This window comes from Psychrobacter sp. Sarcosine-3u-12 (assembly GCF_002836005.1).
Taxonomy (GTDB): Bacteria; Pseudomonadota; Gammaproteobacteria; order Pseudomonadales; family Moraxellaceae; genus Psychrobacter; species Psychrobacter okhotskensis.
Genome location: NZ_PJBY01000110.1, coordinates 148,960 through 175,084, shown reverse-complemented (window position 1 = coordinate 175,084; position 26,125 = coordinate 148,960). Strand labels below are relative to the sequence as shown.

Annotated in this window: 20 protein-coding genes; 9 read left to right on the top strand and 11 right to left on the bottom strand. The window is 43.1% G+C overall.

Features of this window, described 5'->3' with window-relative positions:
* Positions 1-185: 185 nt before the first annotated feature.
* Positions 186-1,583: an acyl-CoA desaturase gene (locus tag CXF65_RS14250; protein ID WP_101212711.1), complete on the bottom strand. Its 1,398-nt coding sequence runs from the start codon at positions 1,581-1,583 to the stop codon at positions 186-188.
* 302 nt (positions 1,584-1,885) lie between these two features.
* Positions 1,886-2,614: a glycerophosphodiester phosphodiesterase gene (locus CXF65_RS14245; RefSeq protein WP_101212709.1), complete on the bottom strand. Its 729-nt coding sequence runs from the start codon at positions 2,612-2,614 to the stop codon at positions 1,886-1,888.
* 427 nt (positions 2,615-3,041) lie between these two features.
* Here CXF65_RS14245 and CXF65_RS14240 point away from each other — a divergent pair, with 427 nt between their 5' ends.
* Entirely contained in the window at positions 3,042-4,022 is a 981-nt protein-coding gene (locus CXF65_RS14240) for a hypothetical protein (RefSeq protein ID WP_025650685.1), read from the top strand.
* A gap of 148 nt (positions 4,023-4,170) precedes the next feature.
* Here CXF65_RS14240 and CXF65_RS14235 read toward each other — a convergent pair whose 3' ends face one another.
* Positions 4,171-4,809, bottom strand: coding sequence for a cob(I)yrinic acid a,c-diamide adenosyltransferase (locus CXF65_RS14235; protein ID WP_025650684.1), 639 nt, complete (start codon positions 4,807-4,809; stop codon positions 4,171-4,173).
* A 232-nt stretch (positions 4,810-5,041) separates the two neighbouring features.
* On the opposite strand from CXF65_RS14235, the gene cysS reads away from it, so the two are divergent.
* The 5 genes from cysS (at position 5,042) to pdxH (ending at position 12,832) form a co-directional block, all read left to right on the top strand.
* Positions 5,042-6,502, top strand: a complete 1,461-nt coding sequence (cysS, locus tag CXF65_RS14230; RefSeq protein WP_101212707.1) for a cysteine--tRNA ligase — start codon at positions 5,042-5,044, stop codon at positions 6,500-6,502.
* Between the two features lie 144 nt (positions 6,503-6,646).
* Positions 6,647-8,653: a mechanosensitive ion channel family protein gene (locus CXF65_RS14225; RefSeq protein WP_101212705.1), complete on the top strand. Its 2,007-nt coding sequence runs from the start codon at positions 6,647-6,649 to the stop codon at positions 8,651-8,653.
* Positions 8,654-9,056: 403 nt separating this feature from the next.
* Positions 9,057-10,529 (top strand): IMP dehydrogenase, encoded by a 1,473-nt coding sequence (guaB, locus tag CXF65_RS14220; protein WP_101212703.1) that lies wholly within the window; start codon positions 9,057-9,059, stop codon positions 10,527-10,529.
* Positions 10,530-10,725: 196 nt separating this feature from the next.
* A complete protein-coding gene (gene glmM / locus CXF65_RS14215) occupies positions 10,726-12,093 on the top strand; it encodes a phosphoglucosamine mutase (protein WP_101212701.1) in 1,368 nt (455 codons plus the stop codon).
* Positions 12,094-12,178: 85 nt separating this feature from the next.
* Positions 12,179-12,832 (top strand): pyridoxamine 5'-phosphate oxidase, encoded by a 654-nt coding sequence (gene pdxH / locus CXF65_RS14210; RefSeq protein WP_198552030.1) that lies wholly within the window; start codon positions 12,179-12,181, stop codon positions 12,830-12,832.
* Between the two features lie 508 nt (positions 12,833-13,340).
* On the opposite strand, the gene CXF65_RS14205 is transcribed toward pdxH, so the two are convergent.
* From CXF65_RS14205 to CXF65_RS14175, 7 genes are all read right to left on the bottom strand, one after another.
* Positions 13,341-14,666: an HlyD family secretion protein gene (locus CXF65_RS14205; protein WP_025650678.1), complete on the bottom strand. Its 1,326-nt coding sequence runs from the start codon at positions 14,664-14,666 to the stop codon at positions 13,341-13,343.
* A gap of 97 nt (positions 14,667-14,763) precedes the next feature.
* Entirely contained in the window at positions 14,764-16,452 is a 1,689-nt protein-coding gene (locus CXF65_RS14200; RefSeq protein ID WP_101212698.1) for an MFS transporter, read from the bottom strand.
* Between the two features lie 202 nt (positions 16,453-16,654).
* Positions 16,655-17,290 (bottom strand): glutathione S-transferase family protein, encoded by a 636-nt coding sequence (locus CXF65_RS14195; protein ID WP_101212696.1) that lies wholly within the window; start codon positions 17,288-17,290, stop codon positions 16,655-16,657.
* A 31-nt stretch (positions 17,291-17,321) separates the two neighbouring features.
* Entirely contained in the window at positions 17,322-17,999 is a 678-nt protein-coding gene (locus CXF65_RS14190; RefSeq protein ID WP_025650673.1) for a type 1 glutamine amidotransferase domain-containing protein, read from the bottom strand.
* Between the two features lie 216 nt (positions 18,000-18,215).
* The gene (locus CXF65_RS14185; RefSeq protein WP_101212694.1) at positions 18,216-19,277 is read right to left on the bottom strand and encodes an NADP-dependent oxidoreductase; all 1,062 of its coding nucleotides are present in this window, start codon (positions 19,275-19,277) and stop codon (positions 18,216-18,218) included.
* 314 nt (positions 19,278-19,591) lie between these two features.
* Positions 19,592-20,803 (bottom strand): iron-containing alcohol dehydrogenase, encoded by a 1,212-nt coding sequence (locus CXF65_RS14180; RefSeq protein WP_025650671.1) that lies wholly within the window; start codon positions 20,801-20,803, stop codon positions 19,592-19,594.
* Positions 20,804-21,128: 325 nt separating this feature from the next.
* A complete protein-coding gene (locus CXF65_RS14175; protein WP_101212692.1) occupies positions 21,129-21,731 on the bottom strand; it encodes a TetR/AcrR family transcriptional regulator in 603 nt (200 codons plus the stop codon).
* Between the two features lie 512 nt (positions 21,732-22,243).
* On the opposite strand from CXF65_RS14175, the gene CXF65_RS14170 reads away from it, so the two are divergent.
* On the top strand, positions 22,244-23,728 hold the full coding sequence (locus CXF65_RS14170) for an aldehyde dehydrogenase family protein (RefSeq protein ID WP_101212690.1): 1,485 nt from the start codon (positions 22,244-22,246) through the stop codon (positions 23,726-23,728).
* Positions 23,729-23,880: 152 nt separating this feature from the next.
* Here the strand turns inward: CXF65_RS14170 and CXF65_RS14165 are convergent, their stop codons facing one another.
* Positions 23,881-24,111 (bottom strand): hypothetical protein, encoded by a 231-nt coding sequence (locus CXF65_RS14165; protein WP_025650667.1) that lies wholly within the window; start codon positions 24,109-24,111, stop codon positions 23,881-23,883.
* A 167-nt stretch (positions 24,112-24,278) separates the two neighbouring features.
* On the opposite strand from CXF65_RS14165, the gene CXF65_RS14160 reads away from it, so the two are divergent.
* Together CXF65_RS14160 and CXF65_RS14155 are read left to right on the top strand one after the other, a co-directional pair.
* Positions 24,279-25,625 carry a DASH family cryptochrome gene (locus tag CXF65_RS14160; RefSeq protein ID WP_101212688.1) on the top strand — a complete coding sequence of 449 codons (1,347 nt, stop codon included), beginning with the start codon at positions 24,279-24,281 and terminating at the stop codon, positions 25,623-25,625.
* Between the two features lie 39 nt (positions 25,626-25,664).
* Positions 25,665-26,102 carry a DUF3429 domain-containing protein gene (locus CXF65_RS14155; RefSeq protein ID WP_101212686.1) on the top strand — a complete coding sequence of 146 codons (438 nt, stop codon included), beginning with the start codon at positions 25,665-25,667 and terminating at the stop codon, positions 26,100-26,102.
* Positions 26,103-26,125 lie beyond the last annotated feature (23 nt).

Here is a 26,125-nt window from a genome sequence, read left to right as displayed (position 1 = left end):
TCGCTCTGTCCATCTCTTGTAATCTATACCTTCAAATTTTGCCTAATTAATCCTGTCCGATTTCATGCGCCTTGCAGATAAATAAGTGCTGTGAATAAACGCTAAACAAAAAAATCCCCCTATCTTTACAGATAGAGGGCAGGAGAAACGTACAATAAAAGCTAAGATAATAAATCTATAAACGCTTACGCCGCTTTTGGACTTTGACCGATAGAGCGAAACGCCGTTTTTAGATTGCTGTTATGCGCCAGTATTTTTTGCTCAACTTTGGCATAGTCGTGCTTTAGCATCTCTTCAACTTCATGCAAGCGATCAGCAAACTCGGTCTTTTTCAGCTCAATAGTTTTGGCTTTTAGCGCTTGCCATTCTTCGACCGTTTGCGTAAAGGCATCATATTCAAACTTGATGCGATCTTGGAAACTCTTCATCGCATGCGGAATATCAAGTCCGTTTGCAGTAGCATTATCAATCTGCTGTTGAGCCTTTTTGAACTGCATTTGCACTTCAGCATGCTTAATGGTGGTGTCGTCAACCGTGCGTAATTCACTGGTTAGCCCAAGTTTAGATAAGCCCAAGATAAGCCATTTAGTTGGATCATATTGCCACCATTTCACGCCATTACGATAGTCGTATTGGAAGAAGTGATGATAGTTATGATAGCCTTCACCCCACGTAAAGATAGCAAGGAAAAAGTTATCGCGTGCACTATTGGTATCTGTATAAGGACGCGTACCAAATATGTGGCATAGCGAGTTGATAAAGAAGGTAAAGTGGTGGGTCAGCACCAAACGCAGTAGACCTGCCAATACGAGCGTGCCCCAAACGTCACCGATTAACCAACCAACTGCCGCAACCATCGCCACGTTGGTAGCCAGTACCCATAAACCATAGTATTTATGCTGAATCTGTAGCACTTTATCTTTGGTCAAATCAGGAATGTTTTTATAATCAAAGCGACCACTAGGATAATTGCGTAACATCCAACCGATATGACTGAACCAAAAACCACGTCTTGCTGAATAAGGATCTTCCATGCGGTCATCAACATGACGATGATGCGTACGGTGGCCCGATACCCAATCAAAAGCAGAGCCTTGAACCGCAAGGGTTGAGCCAAGTAATAGGAAGTTTTTTACCAAGGGATGGGCTTTGTAAGCGCGATGCGACAGTAGGCGGTGATAGCCTGCAGTGATACTAATACCGGTCCACACCATAAAGGCACCAAACACACCCCAAACTGGCGCACTAACTTGATGGGTCAACAGGTACCATGGCGTAATGACGGCAGCAGCAATAGGCGTCGCAATTAGAAAAATCGCTGGAACCAAGTTGATTGGCGACTTTTGAAATTCAAGCTCAAGCGGATCGATACCCTCATAGTTAGCGACTGCATTGGCATCTTTATAACCGCTCGTCGTCGCAAACTGCGTATCGGCAGCCTCATCAGTTTTGCTTTTGCCAGTATCAAGCCACGTCTTCACGCGCAGCGCCTGAGTACCAGCATGCTGTATAAGCGAATCACCCGACTTCATGGCGAAACGCAAGCCCTTAAGTGGTAAGCCTATTACTTTTTTAGCAATCATGTAATATTCCTAATGATATTAATTTCAGCCTCCATATTAACCTAAAAGACCAGTAAAGTGAACAGTTATACACTAGAAAAATATTTCTAAATAACAATAACTTGTAGGAGTTATGGTAGCGATTAACCCAAATAATCCCTTACTTATCAGCAATTAAGTGAAAGTGTAAGTAAAAAGATAAATATGTGTGCGATAAAAATGTATAAATGACTATCGAGCCAATTAATTAGCTGGCTTTCTTAAGCCATTTTCAAGCAAGTTTTTTGAAATATGACAAAAAGATAGGTAAGAAGCTCCCTTACTTAGCGCGTGAGAAAATAGGTTGGATAATCGGTGATGATGACGTCGACTTGCCACGTAATAAGCTGTTTAATCGTTTCGCTATCATTGACGGTCCACGCGCTGACTGGCAGGTGATAACGATGACAGTGCTTAATGACAGCTTGAGTCAGCAATGGATAGTGAATACCTAGCTGGACGCAGCCAAGTTGCAGGGCAGTTTGTGGTGCGCTTAGCAAAGTTTTAGGGGTGCGAATCAGTAAGCCACGCGGAATGTGTTGTAAGGTTTTATTGCGTTGCAACCGCGCGTGTAGTTCGACATCGAAGCTGGTCAGCGCTATAGGCAAGCTGGCAAGAGGACTATCGATTAAATCGTGCATTAATGCTCTAATTAATTTGCCGTAATCCGTGCGCTCATGAGTCTTTATCTCAAGCTCTATATAGCTAAAATTGGTCAATGCTTGATATGCGCGGTCTAAAGTAATAAGTGGGTGTTTATCCTGACGATAGCGCTGAATCTCAGCGAGCGTTAATTGATCGATGCGCGATTGCTGACCACACATGCGTTGTAGATTGTCGTCATGGAATACGATTAATTGCTCATCCGCACTCAACTGTACATCAAACTCAACCCCTGCTAAACCTTGAGGATTGAGACGTTGAGCGTGTTCAAAACCTGCTAAGGTATTCTCGACTGCTTCACCACGCGCACCGCGATGACCGAGTAAAAGTGTATTGTTAAGATTTATCATAATGAGGAACTGTCGGCTATTTTTACGAGTAATGATATAGCGTCCAACCGACAGAATCTAACGAAATTTGCAAAATAGTTTTGGATTAAATACCGTCTTAGAGGGTTGTGATATTGAAAAGTAAGCTAATATTTGAAAGTTGTTTCAGGAATAGTTTGTTGCAAGTTTCCGCTAGAATTAAGCCCTTGTTTAAATATTCTTAGCGATGATATAAGTATGTATTTGTTATGTTTTTGCAACCAAACATAGGTTTTGGGCACAATGTAAGACATTATTTGTACAGCAAGGGGTCACACTAATGACCATCTCATTTAAACACCGTATAATAATGTGATTTTCAAATCTATCGCGGCAAGTGTTGCGATCTGAATGTCAAATACTGTCCATCGCTGACGGTAAGAATTAGTAAATTGGGAGCAAATTGAGTATGAGCGCAACAAAAAGCAAGTGGATCAAATGGCAGCACGTCGCCGGTATTAGTCTGATATGTGGTTTGGCCGTGACAGGTTGTGATCGCTCAGATAAAGACGATAGCGCTGAGACGACAGAGGCAACAGTAGAACAGCCAGCAGTTGACGATAATGTCATCACGCCTGCCGTCAGTTGTGATGATCCGATGGTACAAGACCGCTTGAAATCCGCGCTAAAAAACACGCTCAATCAGCAGGCTCAAACGTTGGCTGCCAATTATGTCAATGAGGCAGAAATCAGTCTAAATAGTGGTGTTGTCACTGACAAAATCAATGGTATTGTCATTGACGTACAAAATGCAGCGATCTTACAAGAAGCCAATAACAACGGCATGACCACTTGTCAGGCAAGCGTTAGCATGACTCTGCCAAGCGAAGATTTGTACCAGGCCAGTCAAGTACAAGCAGCCGGTAACCAGCCAAGCTTGCAGTCTCGCTTAGCGCAAAACAATATTCGTATCAATAATAATATGCTCGTTGACGACGCCTTTACTTATGTCGTTGGTACTCAAGGTGGTCAAGTTCGTACCCGTATTGCTGGACAACCGGCATTATTGACTGTGGTGGCAGATGTGATGGCAGGATCTGCATTTAAGTCAGCAGTTGATGAGCAACGTTCCCAGCGTGCCGCTCAACAGGCTGAGCGTCGCCGTGACACTGCACAGAACAATAATAACAACAATCAATCAGCGCCAACCCGTCAGCCAAGAACTGTGACGCCGACGGCCCCTGCTCGTCCAGCTGAGCCTGCTACGCCACCGACTATTAACAATCCAAGTAGTAGCCAAAATAACAGTCAGAGCAGTGCTACAGAAAATAATCAAGCAGCGCCAAGCACTGACACCAAAAAACCGGCAACCCAAACCTCGCCAAAATTAGTACCTAATGATGAGAGCATTGATATGGTCATCATTGAAGATGACAGTGCTACTTATTAAGTCATAAAAACGCAGCAGTTGCTACGTGATACAACTATAAAAAAGCCCGCTACATTAACGTAGCGGGCTTTTTTATAGAACTAACCTTTTTGGATAAGGTGGGATTGCTATAGTAAAACTACATCATTTGCCTTTATGCTATGGGTGACTATTTATCATTAGCAAAATCTTGCAAGACTTGATTGTCCCACAGCACCTCAGAGACTTGGGCAGGGTCGGTACAAAAACGCGCGGCAACGAACAACCAATCAGACAAGCGATTGATAAAGCTAACGGCAGTACTGCGAATCGCTGCTGGACGCTCTTGCTGCAATAGTACCGCTTGGCGCTCAGCGCGGCGGCAAACCGTACGCGCGACGTGTAGTTGACTGACCAATAGTGAGCCTGTCGGCAAGATAAAGTCCTTGAGCGGTGGCAGAGTTGTGTTCATCGCATCAATTTGTTGTTCTAGCCATTCAATATGGCTGGCATTAACGCCTTCATATTCTGGCATGGCGAGCTCACCGCCGATATTAAATAATAAATGCTGAATTATGACCAAGGCTTGAGCAAAGTCTAACTCTTTTTGCTGTTGTAAGCGTTCAGGCAGATGTTGTTGGTTTGCGTTTTCATTATCAGTAGCTTGTGTTAAGTGTGCCCGTACCAAGCCGATGTGTGAGTTGAGCTCATCGATATCGCCCATTACGCTAAATAAATTGTCGGCTTTACTTACGCGACTGCCATCTGCCATACCGGTGCTACCATCATCTCCGGTGCGCGTATATATTTTGCTTAAGCGATTGGCCATTTCTACATCCTTAACGGTTTTTATCATTGAATAGGGTTAGTTGCGCGCTCATTGTAGTATTTTCCAGCCGATTTCGCTAAGATAATGGGTTAAGTTTTATAAAGCGTTTATAAAGCGGTAACTTTCAAGTTTATAATCTTATTAGTCGCGGTTAGTGGCTAATAGTACGATACTCATATTTTATCGTCATCTCAATTTATCTATCTTGTTCTAATTAAAAGGCTTTTATACCATGACCACACCTCTTGCCGATGCGATGTCTCAGCTTGCCATTTATGATTCACTGACGGGCGGTAAACGTCAGTTTGTACCACTTAAAGCCGGGCAAGTAGGTATGTATGTGTGCGGCATGACCGTTTATGATTATTGTCATATTGGTCATGCGCGGATGATGATTGGCTTTGATATGGCAGTACGTTGGCTAACACAAATAGGTTATGACGTTAATTATGTGCGCAATATCACTGATATTGATGACAAAATCATCGCGCGCGCGAATGAAAACGGCGAGGCTATCAGTGCATTGACTGAGCGCTTTATTAAAGCAATGCATGAGGACTTCTCAGCCCTTGGCTGCTTGACGCCTAATACCGAGCCGCGTGCGACTGACCATATCGATGAGATGCAACAAATGATTGAGACGTTAGTTACCGGCGATTATGCGTATGCTGGCGATAACGGCGATGTCTATTATGCTGTAGATAGCTTTGCAGATTATGGTAAGTTATCAAAACGTAATCTCGATGATATGCAGGCAGGCTCGCGCGTTGATGTCGAAAACGACAAACGCAACCCGTTTGATTTTGTCCTATGGAAAGCGGCTAAACCTCATGAGCCGCAATGGGCATCACCGTGGGGTCAAGGACGTCCAGGTTGGCATATTGAATGCTCGGCGATGTCGACCAAGTGCCTAGGCAATACCTTTGATATCCATGGCGGTGGTCATGATTTACAATTTCCACACCATGAAAACGAGATTGCTCAATCTGAAGCAGCGACTGGCTGCGAGTATTCACGTAACTGGATGCACGTCGGCTTTATCAACGTCGATGGCGAAAAAATGTCTAAGTCATTAGGTAATTTTTCCACAATTCGTGATGTTATTGCACATTTTCATCCTGAAACGCTGCGCTTCTTTTTATTATCCAGCCATTACCGTAGCCAAGTAAACTTCTCGGATAGTGCGTTAGATGAGGCTCATAATAGCCTAAGCAGACTATACCAAGCGCTCAAAGTTGCTGAACAGCAAAAAGGTGAGGAATTGACGATTAATGATTCTTTAATAAATGACGCTTACAGCAGCCCTGCTGGACAAGATTTTATCAAAGCCATGAATGATGATTTTAATAGTTCAACGGCGATTAGTGTCTTGTTCGGGCTGGCACGTGATATTAATAAAGCCATCAAAGCTGAAGATTTAGAGAGTGCTTGGCAATGGGCGCAGCAGCTCAGAGCCTTGGCACAGGTACTAAATATCTTGCAGCAACCAGTGTCACAGTTCCTACAAGCAGTCATTGGCGATAAAACCGATGATAATTTAACTGATGCGACTATTGATGGATTAATCATTGAGCGTGCAGAGGCTAAAGCCAATAAAAACTTTGCGCGTGCCGATGAGGTGCGTGAGCAATTAAAAGAGGCGGGCATCGAGCTTGAAGATAGCCGAGCTGGCACGACTTGGCGCCGTGCTTAATAGTGCTGTGTTTAATAGTGCTTTGCTGAATATAGAAGCTATCAACAATAAAGTACGTCAACTAATAAATTAAGTCAGCATTGCGCTGGCTTTTTTTTGTAGACTGCATTAGGTTAGAAACACACCGAGGCCAAGACTTTTCGTATGCAAAATTCCTTTCATTCTCTAAATAATACACCAGTTAAAAACGTCAATCATAAATCTGATGCCATTGAAGATTTTGGTATCGATGACAATGCTATGCGTCATCATAGTAGACTGACACTTTTACTCAGCATGCTCGTCATGGTATGCAGTGTGTTTTATCTTCCTGCCTATGCGGCAACCAGTAGCGATACAACAGTTGATAGGCAAGACACTACAAAAAATACTGAGATGGCAAAGCCAGAAAACCTGATAGATTATACAGCGCAGAAAATTGATCAATTCAAACAAGACGGCATTAGTGTCTCAGATATTGCAGAAGAAACCTTCAATCCTTTAGACAAGGATGCCGTGCAGCAGGCAGGCATACTGCAAGGAGATACTGGTCTCACTGGTGATTATAACGAAAGCTATTATTCCTTAAACAAGCTAAATGCAGGATTGCCGCCGTTAGCTGAACCACCGAATTTATCTACGCCGCTTGCCACATTAGAGTTTTTTCAGTCAGCCGTCATGAAGCAGCAGTATGACTTGGCCGCTTATGCACTCAATATGAACCTCATTGATGACAAGTTGCAGCGTAATCGGGCGATTGAGCTGGCCAAACAGCTTGATTTTTTGTTGGTTGAAAAAAAACTCTATGTTTTTGATAAATTGCCAGACCGTCCTGATGGTTTGATTGAGCCACCGCTTGGCAGCACCAACAGTATTCAAGGGATTCCTAGACGCTCCATTCAGCTTGGTTATATCGATTATCGTGAACGTCGCGTACCGATACATTTGGAGCGTGTGCGCATTGATGATAGTGCGCCTTTTTGGATATTTTCTGCCCAAACGGTTGGTAATATCGATAACCTCTATGAGCAATATCATCCTGCAAAGTTTGAGCGTTATTTACCGGCGTGGACAAAATTACAGTTATTTAGTATCGCCATCTGGGAGTTTTTAGCATTACTTATCTTCTTCTCATTTACCATGGGGGTTGGCTGGTTATTGAGTAAAGGCGCAGGCAAGCTCCTTAATTGGTATGTTAGAGATAAAGAAGGCAATCGGCTGGGTACGGTTCACCATAATAGCGTGGAAGATTTGGTCAATAAGTTGACGGTACCCTTGACCTTTACCATCAGTTTTTCCTCGGTATTTACCTTGGTATCGGGCGGTTTTCCTTACTTGGATGCGGTCGCTTCATCGACACGTCCGATCATTTGGGTGGGATTGGTCTTTAGCGCGTTGTGGCTGGGTATTCGAGCGATTAATTTTTTTGCCAATCGCTACAAAGATTTGCAGATTGAAAATCTAGGCGACGAGCAGTTTGATAAAGGTCGTCGTCGCCGTACTTACGTTTCTATATTTCGCCGCATTTTTATCTTCGTCATGATCCTTGGTAGTATTTGGATTGGCCTCAGTGAGTTCACCAATATTCAAGGATTGGGTAAGACCTTGCTGACTTCCGCAGGTATTGCTGGTGCCGTTATCGGTATCGCCGCTCAGCCGATATTGGGTAATGTCATTGCTGGTATGCAGGTTGCCATCACTCAGCCAGTGCGTATTGGTGATACGGTAATGATGGAAGGTGAGTGGACGACGATAGAGGATTTGGGCTATACCTATGCGGTTCTGCAGACTTGGGATGAGCGTCGGTTGATTATTCCAATGCGCCACTTCGTCACCGAAATCGTAGAGAATTGGTCGCATACAGACTCGCATCAAACCTGTGTTATTTATCTCTACGTCGACTATGGCGCTGATATCGAAGCAATCAGGCAACAATATATCAAGCTGGTCAAAGCGAACGACTTATGGGACGGTGAAACTGAGCCTGAAATGTATACAGTATCCGTGTCCGAAAACACCATAAAATTACGCTGTAGCCAAGCGTCTGATAGTCCTATCAACGCTTGGCGGTTGGAGTGTCAGGTACGCGAGCAGATGTTAAGTTATTTATATGCTGAACAGCAAGCTTATCTCCCCGCTGAGCGCTTGATATTTAAAGACACTAGCGTATAAGTTGGAACGGTCAATAGGTATAGTGGACAGCAAGCAAAGTGGCAAAAACAGACAAACTATTGATGTTAAAATAAGCTAACAAATAAGCATGCGATTTGCTTGTTTATTTGTTATAATATGGCGTTATTTTTAAGGGATAACTGAGCGATTAAAGATAAGAGGTTGCAGTATTTGTGTCTTCTTACCACTGATAAATCAATAGCTGTTTTCCAGTGCTTTTGTTTACTGATAAAAAATATCTAATGACAAATAACAACTGGTACATTGCTTATTATCTAAAGCTCTATGATTCAAAGCCTTTCATAAATAAGGGTTGAACGTCGTAAAGTCATAATGGTGATCTTGATTGATTGTCTTAATGCGAAAATCCCACCCATCAAAATAACCACCACTAGGGGTCTGTATGTTACGAATTGTCGATGAAGCCTTTACCTTTGATGACGTTTTATTGTTACCAGCCTACTCTGAAATTCTGCCAAAATCTGCTGATCTGTCCACGCGTCTGACCAAAAGTATCACACTGAATTTGCCATTAATCTCGGCTGCTATGGACACGGTCACCGAATCTGAAATGGCCATTACCATGGCACAGCTAGGTGGTTTGGGTATCTTGCATAAAAGCATGGATATCGATAAGCAGGCCACGCAAGTACGCCGCGTCAAAAAATTCGAAGCAGGAACCGTGGTTGATCCTATTACCGTTCACCCTGAAATGACGATTGGTGAATTATTAAGATTGACTCAAGACAATAATATTTCAGGTGTACCAGTGGTAGAGAAGGGTACTGATAAAGTCGTTGGTATCGTGACCCATCGTGACTGGCGTTTTGAGACCAATTTGTCGTTACCAGTTAGCCATATCATGACGCCAAAAGAGCAGCTAGTCACCGTGCAAGAAGGTGAAAGCAATGAAAATATCAAAAAATTGCTGCATGAGCACCGTATCGAAAAAGTGATCGTGATTGATGAAGACTTTCGTCTGCGCGGTTTGATTACGGTCAATGACTTTGCCAAAGCTGAGAATAATCCAAATGCGTGTAAAGATGAGCAAGGTCGCCTACGGGTTGGCGCTGCTGTCGGCACTGGCGCAGATACGCAAGCGCGCGTTGAAGCCTTAATCGCTGCTGACGTCGATGTTATCGTGGTCGATACCGCCCATGGACATTCAAAAGGCGTGATTGAAAAAGTCTCTTGGATCAAGAAAAACTTCCCTCACGTACAAGTCATCGGTGGCAACATCGCAACCGGTGATGCCGCTCTAGCATTACGTGATGCGGGCGCTGATGCAGTAAAAGTCGGTATTGGCCCTGGTTCTATCTGTACCACCCGTATTATCGCGGGTATTGGTGTGCCACAAATCTCGGCCATTGATAATGTAGCCAGCGCCCTGAAAGACAGTATTCCATTGATTGCTGATGGTGGTATTCGCTTCTCAGGTGATATGGCAAAAGCTATCGCGGCCGGTGCTTCATGTATCATGGTCGGCTCACTAATGGCTGGTACCGAAGAAGCGCCAGGCGAAGTTGAGCTATTCCAAGGTCGTTATTATAAAGCGTATCGCGGTATGGGTAGCTTAGGTGCGATGTCAGGTCAAAACGGCTCATCAGATCGCTATTTCCAAGATGCCAAAGATGGGGTAGAAAAGCTGGTTCCAGAAGGTATCGAAGGTCGCGTTCCTTATAAAGGACCAGTGGCAGGCATCGTCAATCAGTTGGTTGGTGGTTTACGCTCATCAATGGGCTATACTGGCTGTGCGACTATCGAAGATATGCGTACCAAACCACAGTTCATTAAGGTGACGTCTGCGGGGATGAAAGAGTCGCATGTTCACGATGTGCAAATTACCAAAGAAGCCCCGAACTATCGAGTAGATTAATTCATATTCTGTAGTCCTACTGACGTTGATAATTGCTGACAGACAGTAGGATAGTGACATCAAGATACAAACAGCCAACAATGCCCCGTCATTGTTGGCTGTTTTTTTTGTAAAATACACAAATAGAATATACTGGTTATTGCCTTGCCTACGCGCCCGTCTGGCGTTTCATTTTTAGACTTGAGGAACATTTATAATGAGCTACTTTGGCACTGATGGTATTCGCGGAAAATTTGGTGAATTACCGATTACCCCTGATTTTATTTTAAAATTAGGCTATGTGACTGGACTGGTGCTCATAGAAAACAATGACAATCCTACTCGTAAGCCGAGCGTGGTCATTGGCAAAGATACTCGTCTATCAGGCTATGTCATCGAAGGTGCGCTACAAGCAGGCTTTAATGTGGCAGGCGTTGACGTGTATATGGTAGGACCATTACCAACACCAGCTATTGCGCATCTCACCCGTAGCTTTAACGCGGATGCTGGTGTCGTTATTTCCGCATCGCACAACCCATACTATGACAATGGCATCAAATTATTCTCAGGGGATGGCAAAAAATTGACCGATGCGATGCAAAATGCCATCAATGATAAATTAAAAGCCATGATGGCTTCTTCTGATAGTAATGATGCGCTCATGCCTATTCTTGATCCAGCAAAATTAGGTAAAAACAACCGTATTGATGATGCCAAGGGTCGCTATATTGAGTTCTGTAAAGGCAGTTTCCCTTATCAGTACGACTTAGATCATCTGACCATCGTGGTCGATTGTGCCAATGGTGCAGGTTACAGCGTCGCCCCAAGAGTCATGCGCGAGCTGGGCGCCAACGTGATTGCTATCAATAATACACCGGATGGTATCAATATTAATGCTGACTGTGGCTCGACCCACCCAGAGAGTTTACAAAAAGCCGTGCTCGAGCATGAAGCAGATGTCGGTATTGCCTTAGATGGCGACGGTGATCGTATCGTGATGGTCGATGAAACCGGTAAGTTGGTTGATGGCGACGGCATCTTATACGTGCTTGCTACTCAAGGCAAAACACCTGCAGCGGGAGTGGTTGGTACGCTCATGACTAACATGGGCCTAGAGTTGGCATTGAAGGAGGCGGATATTGCCTTTACCCGTGCTAAAGTAGGCGATCGTTACGTTATGCAAGAGCTTGCAGCTAATGACTGGATACTAGGCGGCGAACCATCTGGGCACATATTATGCTTAGACAAAAGTCGTACGGGCGATGCTATTATTGCAAGCTTACAAGTATTGGCTGTCATGCAAGCGCAGGATAAAGCCCTAAGTGATCTCACAGAAGGTTTTGAAGTCTTGCCACAAAAACTGGTTAATGTACGCTTATCTACTATGCAAGATCCTTTTGAGCACAAAGAGCTGGTCGCCGCTTTTGATAAAGCCCGTGCCACTCTAGAGGGTCGTGGTCGTTTACTAATTCGTCAATCGGGTACTGAGCCAATGATTCGAGTGATGGTCGAATCAGATGATGAGATAGAGTGTGACGTTATGGCAAATGATTTAGCTGAGCAAATCAAAACGGTATTGGGTTAATCGATATTTATAACATGACAACAGTCAGTAAAAAACTGATAATCGTCATCAATAAGAATATGAATAATAAGGAAGCAGTATGAGCATGGACTTTACCGATCAGCGCCTCTCCTATGAGAAGGGCACACTTGATCAACAGTCAATACCCACCTCACCATTTGAGCTATTGAAAGCGTGGATGAATGAGGCACTAGCACAAAAAGTGCAAGAACCATACGCCATGAGTTTGGCAACATGTGGGGCAGACAACAAGCCCAGTGTACGTATCGTATTACTGCGCGAGATTACCGATAATGGCATTATTTTTTATACTAATTATGAAAGTGCCAAAGGTCAAGATATCGCTGAAAACCCCAATGCAGAAGTGCTGTTTTTTTGGCATGAGCTTGAACGTCAAGTTCGTATCAGTGGTTCTATTGCTAAGATTGATACTGCAAAATCCGCTGCTTATTTTCAAAAGCGTCCACACGATAGCCAAGTAGGCGCATGGGTCAGCCAACCACAGAGCGGTGAAGTGGCCAGCCGTGACGTCATGGAACAGACCTTTAATCAGCTACAAGCTGACTATCCAGACAATAGCCAAGTGCCAGTGCCAGCATTTTGGGGTGGTTATGAGATTACCATTGAGCAAGTTGAGTTTTGGCAAGGCCGTGCCAATCGTATGCATGACCGCATTGTGTATACCCAAGATAGCAAACAGAATAATGCCAGTTGGACAACTAAACGTTTACTACCATAAAGTTAAATGAATAAGTGTAAGACTGATATATTTCAGCTTGTTTTAATGCTAAAAAAACCACTTTAAATCCAGTTATATTGGTATTTAAAGTGGTTTTTTTATGCTGGAGTGTATTCACTATGCTCTATAGTCAAGATATACTAAAAACGCGACGATATTGCTGATATCATTTTTTTGTGACCTCTGTCTGTGCAGGCACAGCAAGCAAGAAAAATGGATATCAGCAGTCTTAGGGTCTGTTGAACATTCAAATGTGGCACTGGCAGTGGCTATTTTTTAGACAATACGCAGTGAAATTTTTGACGCCTAGTCGTTCTAGGTTAGATAATTTCGCTATGTATTGGCAAAAAATAGCCCTGCCCTGAAAGGCTGATACTAAAATCACCCCAAACGTTGTTGTAAACCTAGCTAAGGTCTCGACATTATCGTCGGTTTACGCCTGATTTGATAAAAGGTTTGGGACGATTTTAGCAATCAGCAGTCCTAATATTTGAATGTTCAACAGACCCTAGTTTTTTGCTTTAATATTGGTATCGACATCGACCGAAACAGACATACCGGGACGTAATTGGGTAAGGGCAGCCTGATTTTGGTCTAAATCAATGCGCACGGGGATACGCTGGGCAATTTTAATATAGTTGCCCGTCGCAGGGTTGGCAGCTGCAGCACTAAATTCACTGCCAGTGGCTGGTGAGATGTTGCTGACATGACCACTAAATTTGGCACCACCCAGCGCGTCAACATGGATGGTTGCAGGTTCACCAATAGCCATATTAGCAACTTGCGTTTCTTTAAAATTTGCGATAATCCAAATGCCTTTGGGTACGATGTACATGAGCTGTGTACCCGCACTGACATATTGCCCTTCTTTGACACTGACTTGACTCAACTGTCCGGCTTCAGGGGCGGTGATAATGGTGTTGTCTACATTAATCTGCGCTTGCTTGAGAGCTGCTTCAGCATTTTTTATATTGGCATCGAGCGAAGCGCGGCTACCACTGGTCTTTTTACGGTTTTCACGAGCTGCTTGTAAGTTCGCTTCAGCTTGTTGAACGCCTGCCTGCGCTTGTGCAAGTTGTGCTTTTATATGAGCCACTTCTGCCTTTGATACCGCGCCGATGGCATCTAAACCCTGATAGCGATTGACATCTTCACGAGCACTATCGACACTCACTTTGGCGCTATATAAATCCGCTTCGCGTGCTTCAATCTGTGCTTGGCTGGTTTGTGTGTCCTGAGCATTGCTAGAGCGGTTGGTAACCGCCACTTCAATATTGGCCTGCGCCTGCTCAAGCTGTTGTTGAAACGCGCGATCGTCTATTTTTATTAGTAAATCACCCGCTTTTACTTGGGCAAAATCCTGTACGGCTACTTCGGTGACATAGCCAGATACTTGCGGACTAATAATGGTTGTTTGCCCTTTCACAAAGGCATTGTTCGTTTGCTGCAAAGTCGGGGTAAAAGGCGGTAGCTTCCATGCATATAAAATCAATGCCACGCCAATGAGTATTAAGGCAATCAATAAACCTAGATTTAGGTAGGATTTTTTCATAGGTGACCAGCCAGTGGCTGCCACAATCGGCTCTTTGGGCGGCATTGGTGGTTTATCACTGGTATTTTGGCTATCGACAGCCGATTTATCTGTATTTTTATTTGTATTGATATCCGCTTTTTTATTCGAGTCGGTAGCGGCAATTTCAGGCTCTACTGATTCGTTATTATTTTTTGGAGAGGCAGTTACTTTTACTTTAGCTGTATTAAGGGTCGTATTAAGCAGCGCGTCAGTTGGCGTCTGAGATTTTTGGTTAAGCTCACTGGGGTTTTCTTTGCTCATGACGCGCTCCTAAAGTTTGAATAAATATAACAATTATGTTCGATATTTCGATGATGTTATGCAAGATGGCGAGCAAAAATTAAGGCATTTAAAGCCGCTATTTTCCTTCACGCATTTTGGCAATGACAGCCAGCTCGTTAGCAAGGGGATTACGTTTGTGATAACGGTTATAGAGATAATTTATCAATAAAATAACAGCCGACAAAGTCGCAATACTGGCCATAAGAAAAAACAAGTCATCGTAAGCTGCGACGGTAGCTTGCCGCTGGATGCCTTGCAGAACTTGTCCCATGGCAGCAACGTTGGCTTGGGTAGAATCTGTTATTTGACCTGATAAAGCCCTACCTGCGCCTGCAACTTGTGCTACTAACTCAGGATCCCCTAAGTTGAGTGAGCTGACCATATCGGCATAGTGCACTTGCGTGCGAATAGTGGTAAAAGCTTGAATAGCCGCCGCTCCTGCAAGCCCGCCCACCGTCTGCGAAATACCAAAAATCACTGAAAAACTAATAATATACGCAGGGCCACTGGCAATGGCTCGTAAAAACCCTTCAAAAACCAGAGGACCCATAAAATACACTGCGGCAAAAGCAATGAGGAATTGGCTAAAATAAAACATCGTCGGCGCCGAGTTAATCGATACACCCGTATCCAGCCAAGAACCTAGAGCGATTAGCGCCACTGCAAAAATAACAGGTCGACGCAAATCTATTGGATTGGTACTAAAAATACTAATGACCAATGCCAAGATACTGGCTGCTAATATCACAGCATAAAAAGTGACCAGCTGATCATTACCATAGCCAAGATTGGCCAGTAGTCCGGCAGCGCCAACACTTTGCTCGGATAGCAAGATACGCATGACCGCACCCGTTGTCATAAAAGCAATAATGTTGCGACTACGCATCCAGCGCACCTGTAGCATTGGGTTTTTTCGGTGAGTCTCAATCCATAGTGCAATGCTAATATTGACGCTTGCAATGATGAGCGGGTAGCTCAGCCAAGGTGTTGTCCACCACTGTATACGGCCTTGTACTAAAAACACCGCCAATGCTGCAAGACCACTGGCAAAAAAAGCAAAGCTTAAAAAATCCAGTTTTTCGAATACTTTTTCAGTATTGCCCGGTGGTAGCTCTAATATATTAATGAGTCCAAAACAAATCAAAGCCAAACCAAATTGAAATAAAAACAAGCTTTCAAGCTGACCATCGACAGCGAGATAGGGTGAGATAATCCGTGATAAGGGAATTCCAAACTGTACCAAGCCAAAGCCTAATATCAAGCCACTAGTACGTTTGACGGTTGGCATACCTTGCAAGCAATAGAATAAGCCTAATATGGTCATGCCACTAGCAACCATACCACTGAGTCCTCTAGCAATGATTTCTAAGTAATAAGGATCAATTTGGATACTGGTAGCGTTCAATAGATGGCTACTGACCAACCACTGCAAACTCGTGGCCGCCAATAAAAAAAACAAGGTAATTTTACTAAAGAGTGACATGCCAAATTGCTGGCGAATTTTGTACAGTAGCACCGTAATACAAGCATTGGTCATATTATAGCTGACAGATATCCAACCACCTTCGACTGGTGTTAAGCCCATTTCGCCCTGAATTTGGGACAGGTTTGCCACCAATAGCCCATTTTGAAAGCTGGCGGTTATCCCAATAAAAATTCCGATCATTAAATAACATAGTTTACGGCGTGTAGGATGATCAGGGTTGGCAGGAGAACCAACCATCATTGGCTGTTCATGCGGCTTAAATTTGTATTCAGTATTCATGGGCGTAAGATGATCGGCGTGGTTGGATAGAACAAGACTGGACAAAACAAGACTGGGGTATTGCTACCCATAATGGGCAGCGCTATCATCAGAGTGATAAAATGAGAAAAATAGCCCAAGCTGAGTTTGGGCTATTTTATCATAAATTTTATGGTTGCTTACCGTTTTGCCTGTTAGCAACATTGCATTTTGGTAACATTGTCTAATCAGTAACGGTCTCGTCATATTTGGCTTCTAAGCGTATAGCACGCTGATGACTATCAAGACTGGCCAAGTGTAATGCATACTGCTTAATATTTGGATAGTTGTCTAATTTCTGACGACTGGCCAAAATAATTAAGTCAAATGACAACATAAAGTCAGCACCGCTAAGCTGGTTGCCGACGATATAAGACTTACCCTCGACCGCTGCATCTAAATACTTGAACAGTCTGGTTTTTTCTGTCTCTATATAACCGTTCAAAAACTCATTGTCATTGATACCTGCTTTTTTGGTAAACAATTCAAGCATTAATGGCAACATTAGCGAGCTTTCAGCAAAATCAATCCACTGTAGATAATGGCCATAATCTGTGCTATCAGGAGCAGGGCGCAAACGATCTGGCGCAAAACGCTCAATCAACAATTCAGTAATGGCACCTGACTCCGAGTATATTTCACCATCCATTTCGATGACCGGTGACTTACCAAGGGGATGTACGGCTTTTAAGCTATTAGGTGCCAGATGCGTTTTAGCATCGCGCTGATGGCTAATAACCTCATAAGGCTCGCCTAGCTCTTCTAGCAGCCACAAAATGCGTAGCGAGCGTGATTGGTTTAGATGATGCAGTCGAATCATAATAGTACTCTTCTTTACTTTGTCAATTGGATTAACCGTTAAGCTTTGCGATCAAACGCTTAGCGGCTTCTTCTGACGATGCTGGGTTTTGACCTGTGATTAACAAGCCGTCTTCTACCACAAACGATTCCCAATCAGCTGCTTTTTCATAATTACCGCCATTGGCTATCAGCGCATCTTCTACTAAGAACGGCACTACATCGGTAAGGCCAACCGCCTCTTCTTCTGAATTGGTAAAGCCAGTGACTGTTTTTCCTTTCACTAAATATTCGCCATCGATTTTGACATTTTTGAGGGCAGCAGGAGAGTGACAAACAAAAGCAACCGGCTTATCTTGCTTCACAAACGTCTCAATCAAATTAATAGAGTTTTTATCCACTGCCAAATCCCATAATGGGCCGTGACCACCTGGATAAAATACTGAGTCAAAATCTTCCGCTTTCATATCAGCAAGTTTTTTGGTATTGGCAAGATGCTTCTGCGCCTCAGAGTCTTCTTTAAAGCGCGTCGTATCTTTCGTTTGCGCATCTTCAGTATCGCTACTAGGATCAAGAGGTGGCTGACCGCCAGCAGGAGAGGCTAGGGTTACATTGACACCAGCATCCAAAAACGCATAGTAAGGGGCGGCAAATTCTTCTAGCCAAAAGCCTGTCTTCTTACCAGTATCGCCTAGTTGATCATGTGAGGTTAGTACCATTAAAATATTCATAAGTGTCCTTATTTATTGTTGATGTTGTTTTTAAATTATTGAGTATTAGCAGTCATGCTTAACTATTTATACTGAATTAATTATTCGTACTTAATTAATTTAATATTGTCATTAGCAATGACTGCTAACAGTATTCATGGTTAATATGTCACTTTCAGTAGTTGTCGTAACGAATTATGTTGTGAAGTCGTTATTTAATGACTTAATTAACGTCACTTACTCGACGTCAGCTACTTTTACGACAGTTTTACCAAAGTTATCGCCATTGAGCATACGGACAAAGGCATTTGGCGCATCATCTAAGCCTTCAGCCATATATTCTTTAGTTTTCACATCGCCTGACTCTACCCATTTACTCATGGTTTTCAAGAATTCTGGGAAATGATCGCCATACTCTTCAAAGATGATAAAGCCTTTGATGGTTAGACGGTTGGCCAATACTTGACCCATTAGCATACCCAAGCGATCTTTACCATCAGGCAGTTCAGTCGCGTTGTATTGTGAGACCAGACCACATACTGGGATACGTGCATGAGCATTTAGTAATGGAATCACTGCATCAAACACTTTGCCGCCGACGTTTTCATAATAGATATCGATACCGTCTGGGCAGGCAGCTTTTAATTGCTCAGCGAAGTCATCCGCTTTATGATCAATACAGATGTCAAAGCCTAGCTCATTGACAGCGAAATTGCATTTATCGACGCCGCCGGCGATACCAACCGTACGTACGCCATACTGATTACCTACTTGACCAACGGTTGCACCAACTGGACCGGTTGCAGCAGCGACGACTAGCGTTTCGCCTTTTTGTGGTTTACCGATATCGGTCAAACCCATATAACCGGTAAAGCCCGGCATACCGAGGACGCCTAAGCCATAAGAAGGGTTTGGCATATCTTTATCTAATTTCAACACGCCTTCGCCATCACTGACGCTGTAATCCTGCCAGCCTGAATTTGATACCACCAAATCACCGACGGCAAATTTATCAATGTTAGATTCAACGACTTGGGCAACCGTTCCACCCATCATTACGTCACCGACTTCTAAGGGATCAGCGTAGCTTTTGGCATCGCTCATACGTCCGCGCATGTACGGGTCTAATGATAGGTAAACCGTACGCAGTAGCATTTCATTGTCATTTGGCGTTGGGATATCGCTGGTAGCCATATCGAAGTTGTGAGCTTTTGGCGCGCCATGAGGACGACTGGCCAGTTTAATTTGACGGTTTGTTGCTTGGTTTTGTTGCTCATTAAAATTATTGTCAAAGCTCATAGTGAAGCCCCTTTTTTATTTATTAAGTGTTAGATGTTGATGGTCAGTTAATGACTAATATTTAGACAGTTAACGGTTTAACGGTTAGATATTGCATAGTCGTTTTTTAATAGTTATTGACTCTTTGCTTGTTGAAAGCTAATGGCGGATTAAAAGGGCAGTAACTACTCATATTTGAATAGCTACTGTTACTGCAGTCATTAAAGATACTGGTATTCTAAAAAGTGGTATTTTGGCTATCAATATTTTGAGCGTTGTTGTTTCAGCCAAATACCATTCAATCTCAGACAGCATTCGTTTACTGTGTTGATTGGTTACGAAGCTTTGCTGGTCACTGCACGATCTAAGATGCGACGTGATACGTCAAGATCATTCGTGCCGTGCTCACCCAGTTTGACCATTTTATGAGATTCGAGCTGCTTAATAATAGGGTCAATTGCTGACTGGTCTAATTCAGCATCTTCTAAACTGACTGGTAAACCAAGCTCGCGGAAGAAGTTCTCAGTATTGACAATCGCTGTCTCAATGATGGTGTCTTCGTCTTGAGTGCTATCAGTAAGGTTCCAGACATTGCGTGCATACTGGAGCAGTTTGTCTTTTTTGCTGTCTTTTAGCTCACGTAGCACTGAGGGTAAGACGATGGTGAGCGTACGTGCATGATCAATGGCGTGCAATGAAGTTAGTTCGTGACCAATCATATGCGTCGTCCAATCTTGTGGCACACCAGTACCAATCAGACCGTTCAATGCCATGGTCGCGGTCCACATGATGTTTTTACGCGTTTCCATGTTTTCTGGATCTTTTTTGACGGCAGGGCCTTCTTCAATCAAGATTTTTAGTAAGCTCTCAGCGAAAGCATCTTGCACTTTTGCATTGACTGGGTAAGTCAAATACTGCTCCATAACATGGACAAAGGCATCTGCAACACCGTTCATTACTTGACGTTCAGGCAATGTTAAGGTTTTCGTTGGATCTAAGATTGAGAATTTAGGGAAGGCCAATGGGTTACCAAAGGGCAGTTTTGCCTGACGTTCGCTATAGTTGACGACACCGCCTGAGTTCATCTCTGAGCCCGTTGCTGGAATGGTCAATACAGCACCTAAATCAACGGCAGAGTCGATATTTCTGCAATAGCTAGTCAATGCATCCCATGCTTGCTCACGTGAGACAGACCCATCTTCTTCAGTTAATGAAGACACAAGCGCGACAAACTTACTGCCATCAATGACTGAACCGCCACCGACTGCTAATAAGAAGTCAATGTTATGTTCATTGACCATGTCAGCTGCTTTCAATAAAGTCACAAATTCTGGATTGGGCTCGATACCACCAAACTCAAAAATTTCACGATTGCCACTGGCTGCTAACGCTTCTTTAACTTCATCTAAAGTACCAGTGCGCTGAGCTGAGCCGCCACCGTAAGTAATGAGGACGCGAGCATCAGTAGGGACGAGCTCTGATAGTTGTTTGATTTGGCCTTCACCAAAAACGATACGTACTGGGTTGTAATATTGGAAGTTGTTCATAATTTTCCTAAAGGTTGTAGAGTGTATGTCTTACTTTTTAAAACTAAAATTCGTGATGCGTGTTCTAAACATCTGCACGCATTGTACATGAATTAGACCGGTCGTCTAGAGCTTGACCGTGAATGGTTACAAAACTATCGTAAAGCAAATGGTATGAATCTAATGAATGACTATCTATAACCACGGTGCGTTTTTATCAAAAATGTACAATCTAATTTATCAGAAGCATAGACCTAATTAGAGACGTACAGCTTCATGAAAAACAGGCGGCTTCGTTGAAAAAGCACCGTGAGTGACAGTGTGTGATGATGGTGCGTGCTGACAGTTAGCGACCCATTTGCGAAGTCGTCATTTGCCATACTTCGGCAAGCGGTGTATTGGTTTGGCTGGTTTTGGCGATTAAGCTGGCACCAAGCCACGCAAAATACCAGCGCTTAGCCATACTTTCGGCAGCGATATTGTCAGAGTGTGGTACAGAACCATCTATCCATCCCGCTTTTATTTGTGTGGCTAGCCAAGTAATGGTCTGCTGATAACCCGCGTCTAGCGCTTCACGCATGGTCTCTGACATATCTGCCACCTCTGCGCTAAGCTTGACGACCAAGCATTTTTCATGGTCGCAACCATTCTGCTGGGTGTCATACCAGTTTTGAAAGTAGTTATAGAGTTTTTGCTGCGCATTCACATCCTGCCCGCCGATCGTTTCTAAACGGTTCTTATAATTGACAAAATAGTGACTGATGATTGCTTCACCAAACGCCTCTTTTGACGCAAAGTAATGGTAAAAAGAGCCTTTAGGCACACCTGCGGTATCCAATATTTGCTTGATACCAACGGCGGTAAAGCCTTTTTTGGCAATCAGTTGATAACCTGTGGCTAACAGATGGGCTTTAGTATCTGGTGAAGTGGTGGTTGCAATAGCAGACATAAAGGCAATGTCCTCCTAGATTTTTTTTGGGTAATTTGTATGAAGTAACTTAAAAAATAGTACGTGAAAAAATAGTACGTGAAATTCAGAGCGTTATGAACAAGGATACTCGAGTATTTTTTTTAGCAATTTCTATCTGATGTTACGTTTATTCAACAATATTTAATGATAAATAATTCTTATTTTCATAAGCTCTATGGTAGCATTAGACCAGTCGTCTAGCAAGTTACGTTTTATAACCGCTTACTTATAACTGATGATTGATAACTGATTATGATTGAGATTTTATCAGATACTAAATTTTAAAGACGTTGACGAGATTTTTAATCTCTACTCGTTATCTTTTAGAATAGTGCGTTCAATAATGAAGTTTTATCAAAAATGTTTTCACATAGATTTTTTGGATGACGTTACTTATTAAGGGCATCATTTATTAATAATATTATTAGTTATCTATCATATTGCTAGCTCAACCGTTCTACCTCATAACCATAAGATAAATAAGGACAATTATGTCAACTGATACCAATAAAACCAACGCTTACAATGATTTTCATCTGCAATATATCGCAGGCTCATGGCAGCAGGGTAAAGACGATAGCGTCAATACCAACACCAATCCCTTTAATGGCGATACATTGGTCGAAATTCAGCAAGCAACAGAAAAACAACTTGATGAAGCGTATCAAGCCGCCAACAAGGCACAACAAGCTTGGGCCAAGCAAACGCCCGCCGAACGTGCAGCAGTGCTTTATAAAGTCGTTAATATCTTTGATGAACGTCAAGATGAAATTGTAGATTGGCTAATCAAGGAGTCGGGTAGTACTCGTATTAAAGCCATGGCAGAGTTTAGCAATGCGCGCGCGATTACTTTGGAGTCCGCTTCATTTCCTAGCCGTGTACATGGTGAGATTCGCGCTTCTAACACCCCTGGTAAAGAAAACTATATTTATCGTGAGCCGATGGGCGTCATTGCCGTTATCAGCCCATGGAATTTTCCATTACATCTAACCCAACGCTCAATTGCCCCAGCATTGGCATTGGGTAATGCTGTGGTGCTTAAGCCTGCTAGTGATACGCCGATTACTGGTGGTCTATTGTTTGCAAAAATATTTGAAGAGGCGGGTCTGCCAAAAGGCTTGCTCAACGTCGTCGTCGGTGCTGGTAGCGAAATAGGCGATGCCATCGTTACCCACGATATTCCAAGTTTTGTCTCCTTTACGGGTTCTACGTCGGTAGGCAAACACATCGGTGAGCTGGCCAATGGTGGTGATTACATCAAACAAGTCGCGCTTGAGCTCGGTGGTAATAGCCCATTTGTGGTATTAAAAGACGCGGATATTGAGCAAGCGGTAAAAGCCGCCGCCTTTGGTAAGTTCCTGCATCAAGGTCAAATCTGTCTCGCTATCAACCGTATTATCGTTGAAGACGAGATTTATGATGACTTCGTAGAGCGATTCTTAGCTCATGTTAAAACCTTAAACGTTGGTGATCCGAACAAGCAAGATACGGCAGTGGGTCCAATTATTAATGAAAAACAAGTCAAATCGCTGAAAGAAAAAATCGCTAAAGCACAGGAAGAAGGTGCCAAAATGATTTTGAGTGGTGAGATTAAAGGTCAAGTCGTACCGCCGCATATCTTTACTGAAGTGACTCGCGAGATGGATTTGTCACGTAATGAGGTGTTCGGACCATTGGTTGGTATTATTCGTGCCAAAGATGAGGAGGATGCGTTATCGATAGCCAATGACTCCATGTATGGTTTATCTAGTGCGGTATTTACAGCAGATATGCAAAAAGGTCTGCGCTTTGCTCGCGGTATCAGAGCGGGCATGACCCATATTAATGATATCTCAGTCAATGATGAGAGCAACATGCCATTTGGCGGCGAAAAAAACTCAGGTATTGGTCGCTTCAATGGTGAGTGGATACTGGAAGAGTTTACCAGAACGCATTGGATATCAATGCAAAACGAACCGCGTCAATATCCATTCTAATTTAGCCGTTTTAGCTAGTCTTTTTAACTAGCTGTTTTAATAGTATGTTCTAGTCGAGTTAGAATTGTTAATAATGAAAAAGACCGCTTTTATAGCGGTCTTTTTTTTGTGAGTGTCAGCTGTCATTGTGAATCGCTTTATCTAAAAACAGGCTATCGAGAATGAAAACCTAGCAAAGCTTCAATCTCTTCAATAGTTATCTTTCTAACGAGCGCTTGCTCTTCTACTGATAGGCGATTGGTATGTTCTTTTATCATCGTATGGATGCTACGGGAGATCTCAGATGTCGTTGCATAATACATTTGCGGCTGTTCTTTGGTCAGCGTCATCAAAAACTTATTAACGATTTTACGCTTTTCAGCAGGTGCATTTTCTTCAGTCATAGTATTCTCCTAAGTGTCCACCATTTAATCAGCCCACTCAAGTAGAGTCAATGCTAGCGATTACAGTAGCTGCAAAAAGGCAGGTATTTAACACGTCCTATACTGTATCGCTTTTTTTAAAATATTATAGTCATAGCGTAGGGGCTTTTAAATTCTAAAGGATAAGCATGAGCAATCAGTTAGTAGCTAATGAGTCAGGTGAAAAAACAGTATTAATGCTGTTTCATAATGATCTGCGCGTGCATGACAATGCGACTTTGAGTCACGCTGCAGCGTTGGCTGATAGTGGGTCTTTAATAATGGTTTATGCGTCGGAGTTGACCGATAGTCAAACGCCAAACTGGGGGCAAGCTTATCACTTTGATGAGAGGGGATTGGCGCGCCAGCAATTCTTAATGGAAAGTTTGGCAGATTTGAAGTCATCGATACAGCGTTTAGGCAATAGGTTGTTGCACTTAAATCAAGATAAAAAAGCAGACGAAGATGCGTTTACCCAGCTTTGTCAGCTTATTGAATCACAAAATGTTAATGATATCTGCGTTAGTAACACCGCCGACTACGCTCAGAATTTGGCTTATAAAGCGCTACGAAATAAGTATCCACAAATCATTTGGCACTATCAATCGACCGCAACGCTGTTTGGCACAATGCCAACTCAAGAGCTACCCAAAAGCTTTACTCAGTTTCGTAAAAAAGTAGAGTATGAGCATAATCTATTGAGCGCTCAAGACGCTCTTGCCATTTGTCAAACTCCTACTAAGCTACCATCTATGCCTAAAACGCTAGATAGTAGCCATTATACTTTTGAAACCAAAACATTTGATAAATCTGTACAGCTAGAGCCAAACTTCAAAGGCGGAGAAGGGCAGGCACTTGTACATCTAAACAATTATTTCGAGTCGGATGCGCCAAGTAGCTATAAGACCACTCGTAATGCGTTCGATACTTGGACTGACTCAACGAAGTTCTCGCCATGGCTGGCTAACGGTTCACTATCGGTCAAAGTCTTATTAAACCGTTTGCGTCAGTACGAGCAGGAAGTGATCGCTAATGACTCGACGTACTGGATATGGTTTGAGCTGTTATGGCGTGAATATTTTTACTGGTATGGCGTCACTCATGACAAGGAATTATTTTTATTCAAAGGTATCAGTCATCAAGCGCCAGCCAATCGTCATAATCAACAGCGCTTGGAGGCGTGGCAAAATGGCGAAACGAGATATCCTATTATCAATGCTTGTATGAAGCAGTTGAATAGCACAGGATATATGTCGAATCGAGGTCGGCAACTGGTTGCCAGCGCTTTTATTCATGAGTTAGGACTCGATTGGCGCTACGGTGCGACTTATTTTGAGCAGCAGTTGATTGATTATGACGTCTGCAGTAATTGGGGCAATTGGCAGTATCTAGCTGGAGTCAGCGCTGACCCTAGAGGATGTCGTCAGTTCAATCTAAAAAAACAAATGCAGCAGCATGATCCAGCAGGCGTGTTTATGGATAAATGGTTGTCTTAAATATTTCTTATCAGCTCAAATAACATATAAGTATGACTTATGAAAAAACCCAGTCCTTATTTAACGTTTGCCGGCGTCATTCCGTTCGTTGCCTGCGCCATCTTTATCACTATGGGCATTGACGCTATACGGGTACTGGGCGCAACCACGCAGATTCTTTCAGTCTATGGGTTAGTCATTGCCTCATTTATGGCAGGCGCGCATTGGGGCAATCATCTGGGGTTGGCTGATAACCATCCGTGGGCTGTCAAGCTACCTGTGCTCAGCAATATTATTGCGCTGCTGCTATGGCTTGGCTTTTTAAGTCTATCAACGACTGGTTTTGTCTGGTTGCTTATGATTGGTTTTATTTGTCTGCTGCTCATCGATCATGGCTTACGTCGCGCTGATGTTATTGATAATAAATATTTTACCGTTAGAAAATACGTGACCCTAATCGTGATTTTTTCTTTGTTTGTAGCCGCTATACAAATCTAAGGACTACTTGCTTAACATCTGTA

Excerpts from the sequence above, each read along its gene's own strand:
- CXF65_RS14250 (WP_101212711.1), bottom strand. The coding sequence starts at position 1,583 with ATGATTGCTAAAAAAGTAATAGGCTTACCACTTAAGGGCTTGCGTTTC.
- CXF65_RS14245 (WP_101212709.1), bottom strand. The coding sequence starts at position 2,614 with ATGATAAATCTTAACAATACACTTTTACTCGGTCATCGCGGTGCGCGT.
- CXF65_RS14240 (WP_025650685.1), top strand. The coding sequence starts at position 3,042 with ATGAGCGCAACAAAAAGCAAGTGGATCAAATGGCAGCACGTCGCCGGT.
- CXF65_RS14235 (WP_025650684.1), bottom strand. The coding sequence starts at position 4,809 with ATGGCCAATCGCTTAAGCAAAATATATACGCGCACCGGAGATGATGGT.
- cysS (WP_101212707.1), top strand. The coding sequence starts at position 5,042 with ATGACCACACCTCTTGCCGATGCGATGTCTCAGCTTGCCATTTATGAT.
- CXF65_RS14225 (WP_101212705.1), top strand. The coding sequence starts at position 6,647 with ATGCAAAATTCCTTTCATTCTCTAAATAATACACCAGTTAAAAACGTC.
- guaB (WP_101212703.1), top strand. The coding sequence starts at position 9,057 with ATGTTACGAATTGTCGATGAAGCCTTTACCTTTGATGACGTTTTATTG.
- glmM (WP_101212701.1), top strand. The coding sequence starts at position 10,726 with ATGAGCTACTTTGGCACTGATGGTATTCGCGGAAAATTTGGTGAATTA.
- pdxH (WP_198552030.1), top strand. The coding sequence starts at position 12,179 with ATGGACTTTACCGATCAGCGCCTCTCCTATGAGAAGGGCACACTTGAT.
- CXF65_RS14205 (WP_025650678.1), bottom strand. The coding sequence starts at position 14,666 with ATGAGCAAAGAAAACCCCAGTGAGCTTAACCAAAAATCTCAGACGCCA.
- CXF65_RS14200 (WP_101212698.1), bottom strand. The coding sequence starts at position 16,452 with ATGAATACTGAATACAAATTTAAGCCGCATGAACAGCCAATGATGGTT.
- CXF65_RS14195 (WP_101212696.1), bottom strand. The coding sequence starts at position 17,290 with ATGATTCGACTGCATCATCTAAACCAATCACGCTCGCTACGCATTTTG.
- CXF65_RS14190 (WP_025650673.1), bottom strand. The coding sequence starts at position 17,999 with ATGAATATTTTAATGGTACTAACCTCACATGATCAACTAGGCGATACT.
- CXF65_RS14185 (WP_101212694.1), bottom strand. The coding sequence starts at position 19,277 with ATGAGCTTTGACAATAATTTTAATGAGCAACAAAACCAAGCAACAAAC.
- CXF65_RS14180 (WP_025650671.1), bottom strand. The coding sequence starts at position 20,803 with ATGAACAACTTCCAATATTACAACCCAGTACGTATCGTTTTTGGTGAA.
- CXF65_RS14175 (WP_101212692.1), bottom strand. The coding sequence starts at position 21,731 with ATGTCTGCTATTGCAACCACCACTTCACCAGATACTAAAGCCCATCTG.
- CXF65_RS14170 (WP_101212690.1), top strand. The coding sequence starts at position 22,244 with ATGTCAACTGATACCAATAAAACCAACGCTTACAATGATTTTCATCTG.
- CXF65_RS14165 (WP_025650667.1), bottom strand. The coding sequence starts at position 24,111 with ATGACTGAAGAAAATGCACCTGCTGAAAAGCGTAAAATCGTTAATAAG.
- CXF65_RS14160 (WP_101212688.1), top strand. The coding sequence starts at position 24,279 with ATGAGCAATCAGTTAGTAGCTAATGAGTCAGGTGAAAAAACAGTATTA.
- CXF65_RS14155 (WP_101212686.1), top strand. The coding sequence starts at position 25,665 with ATGAAAAAACCCAGTCCTTATTTAACGTTTGCCGGCGTCATTCCGTTC.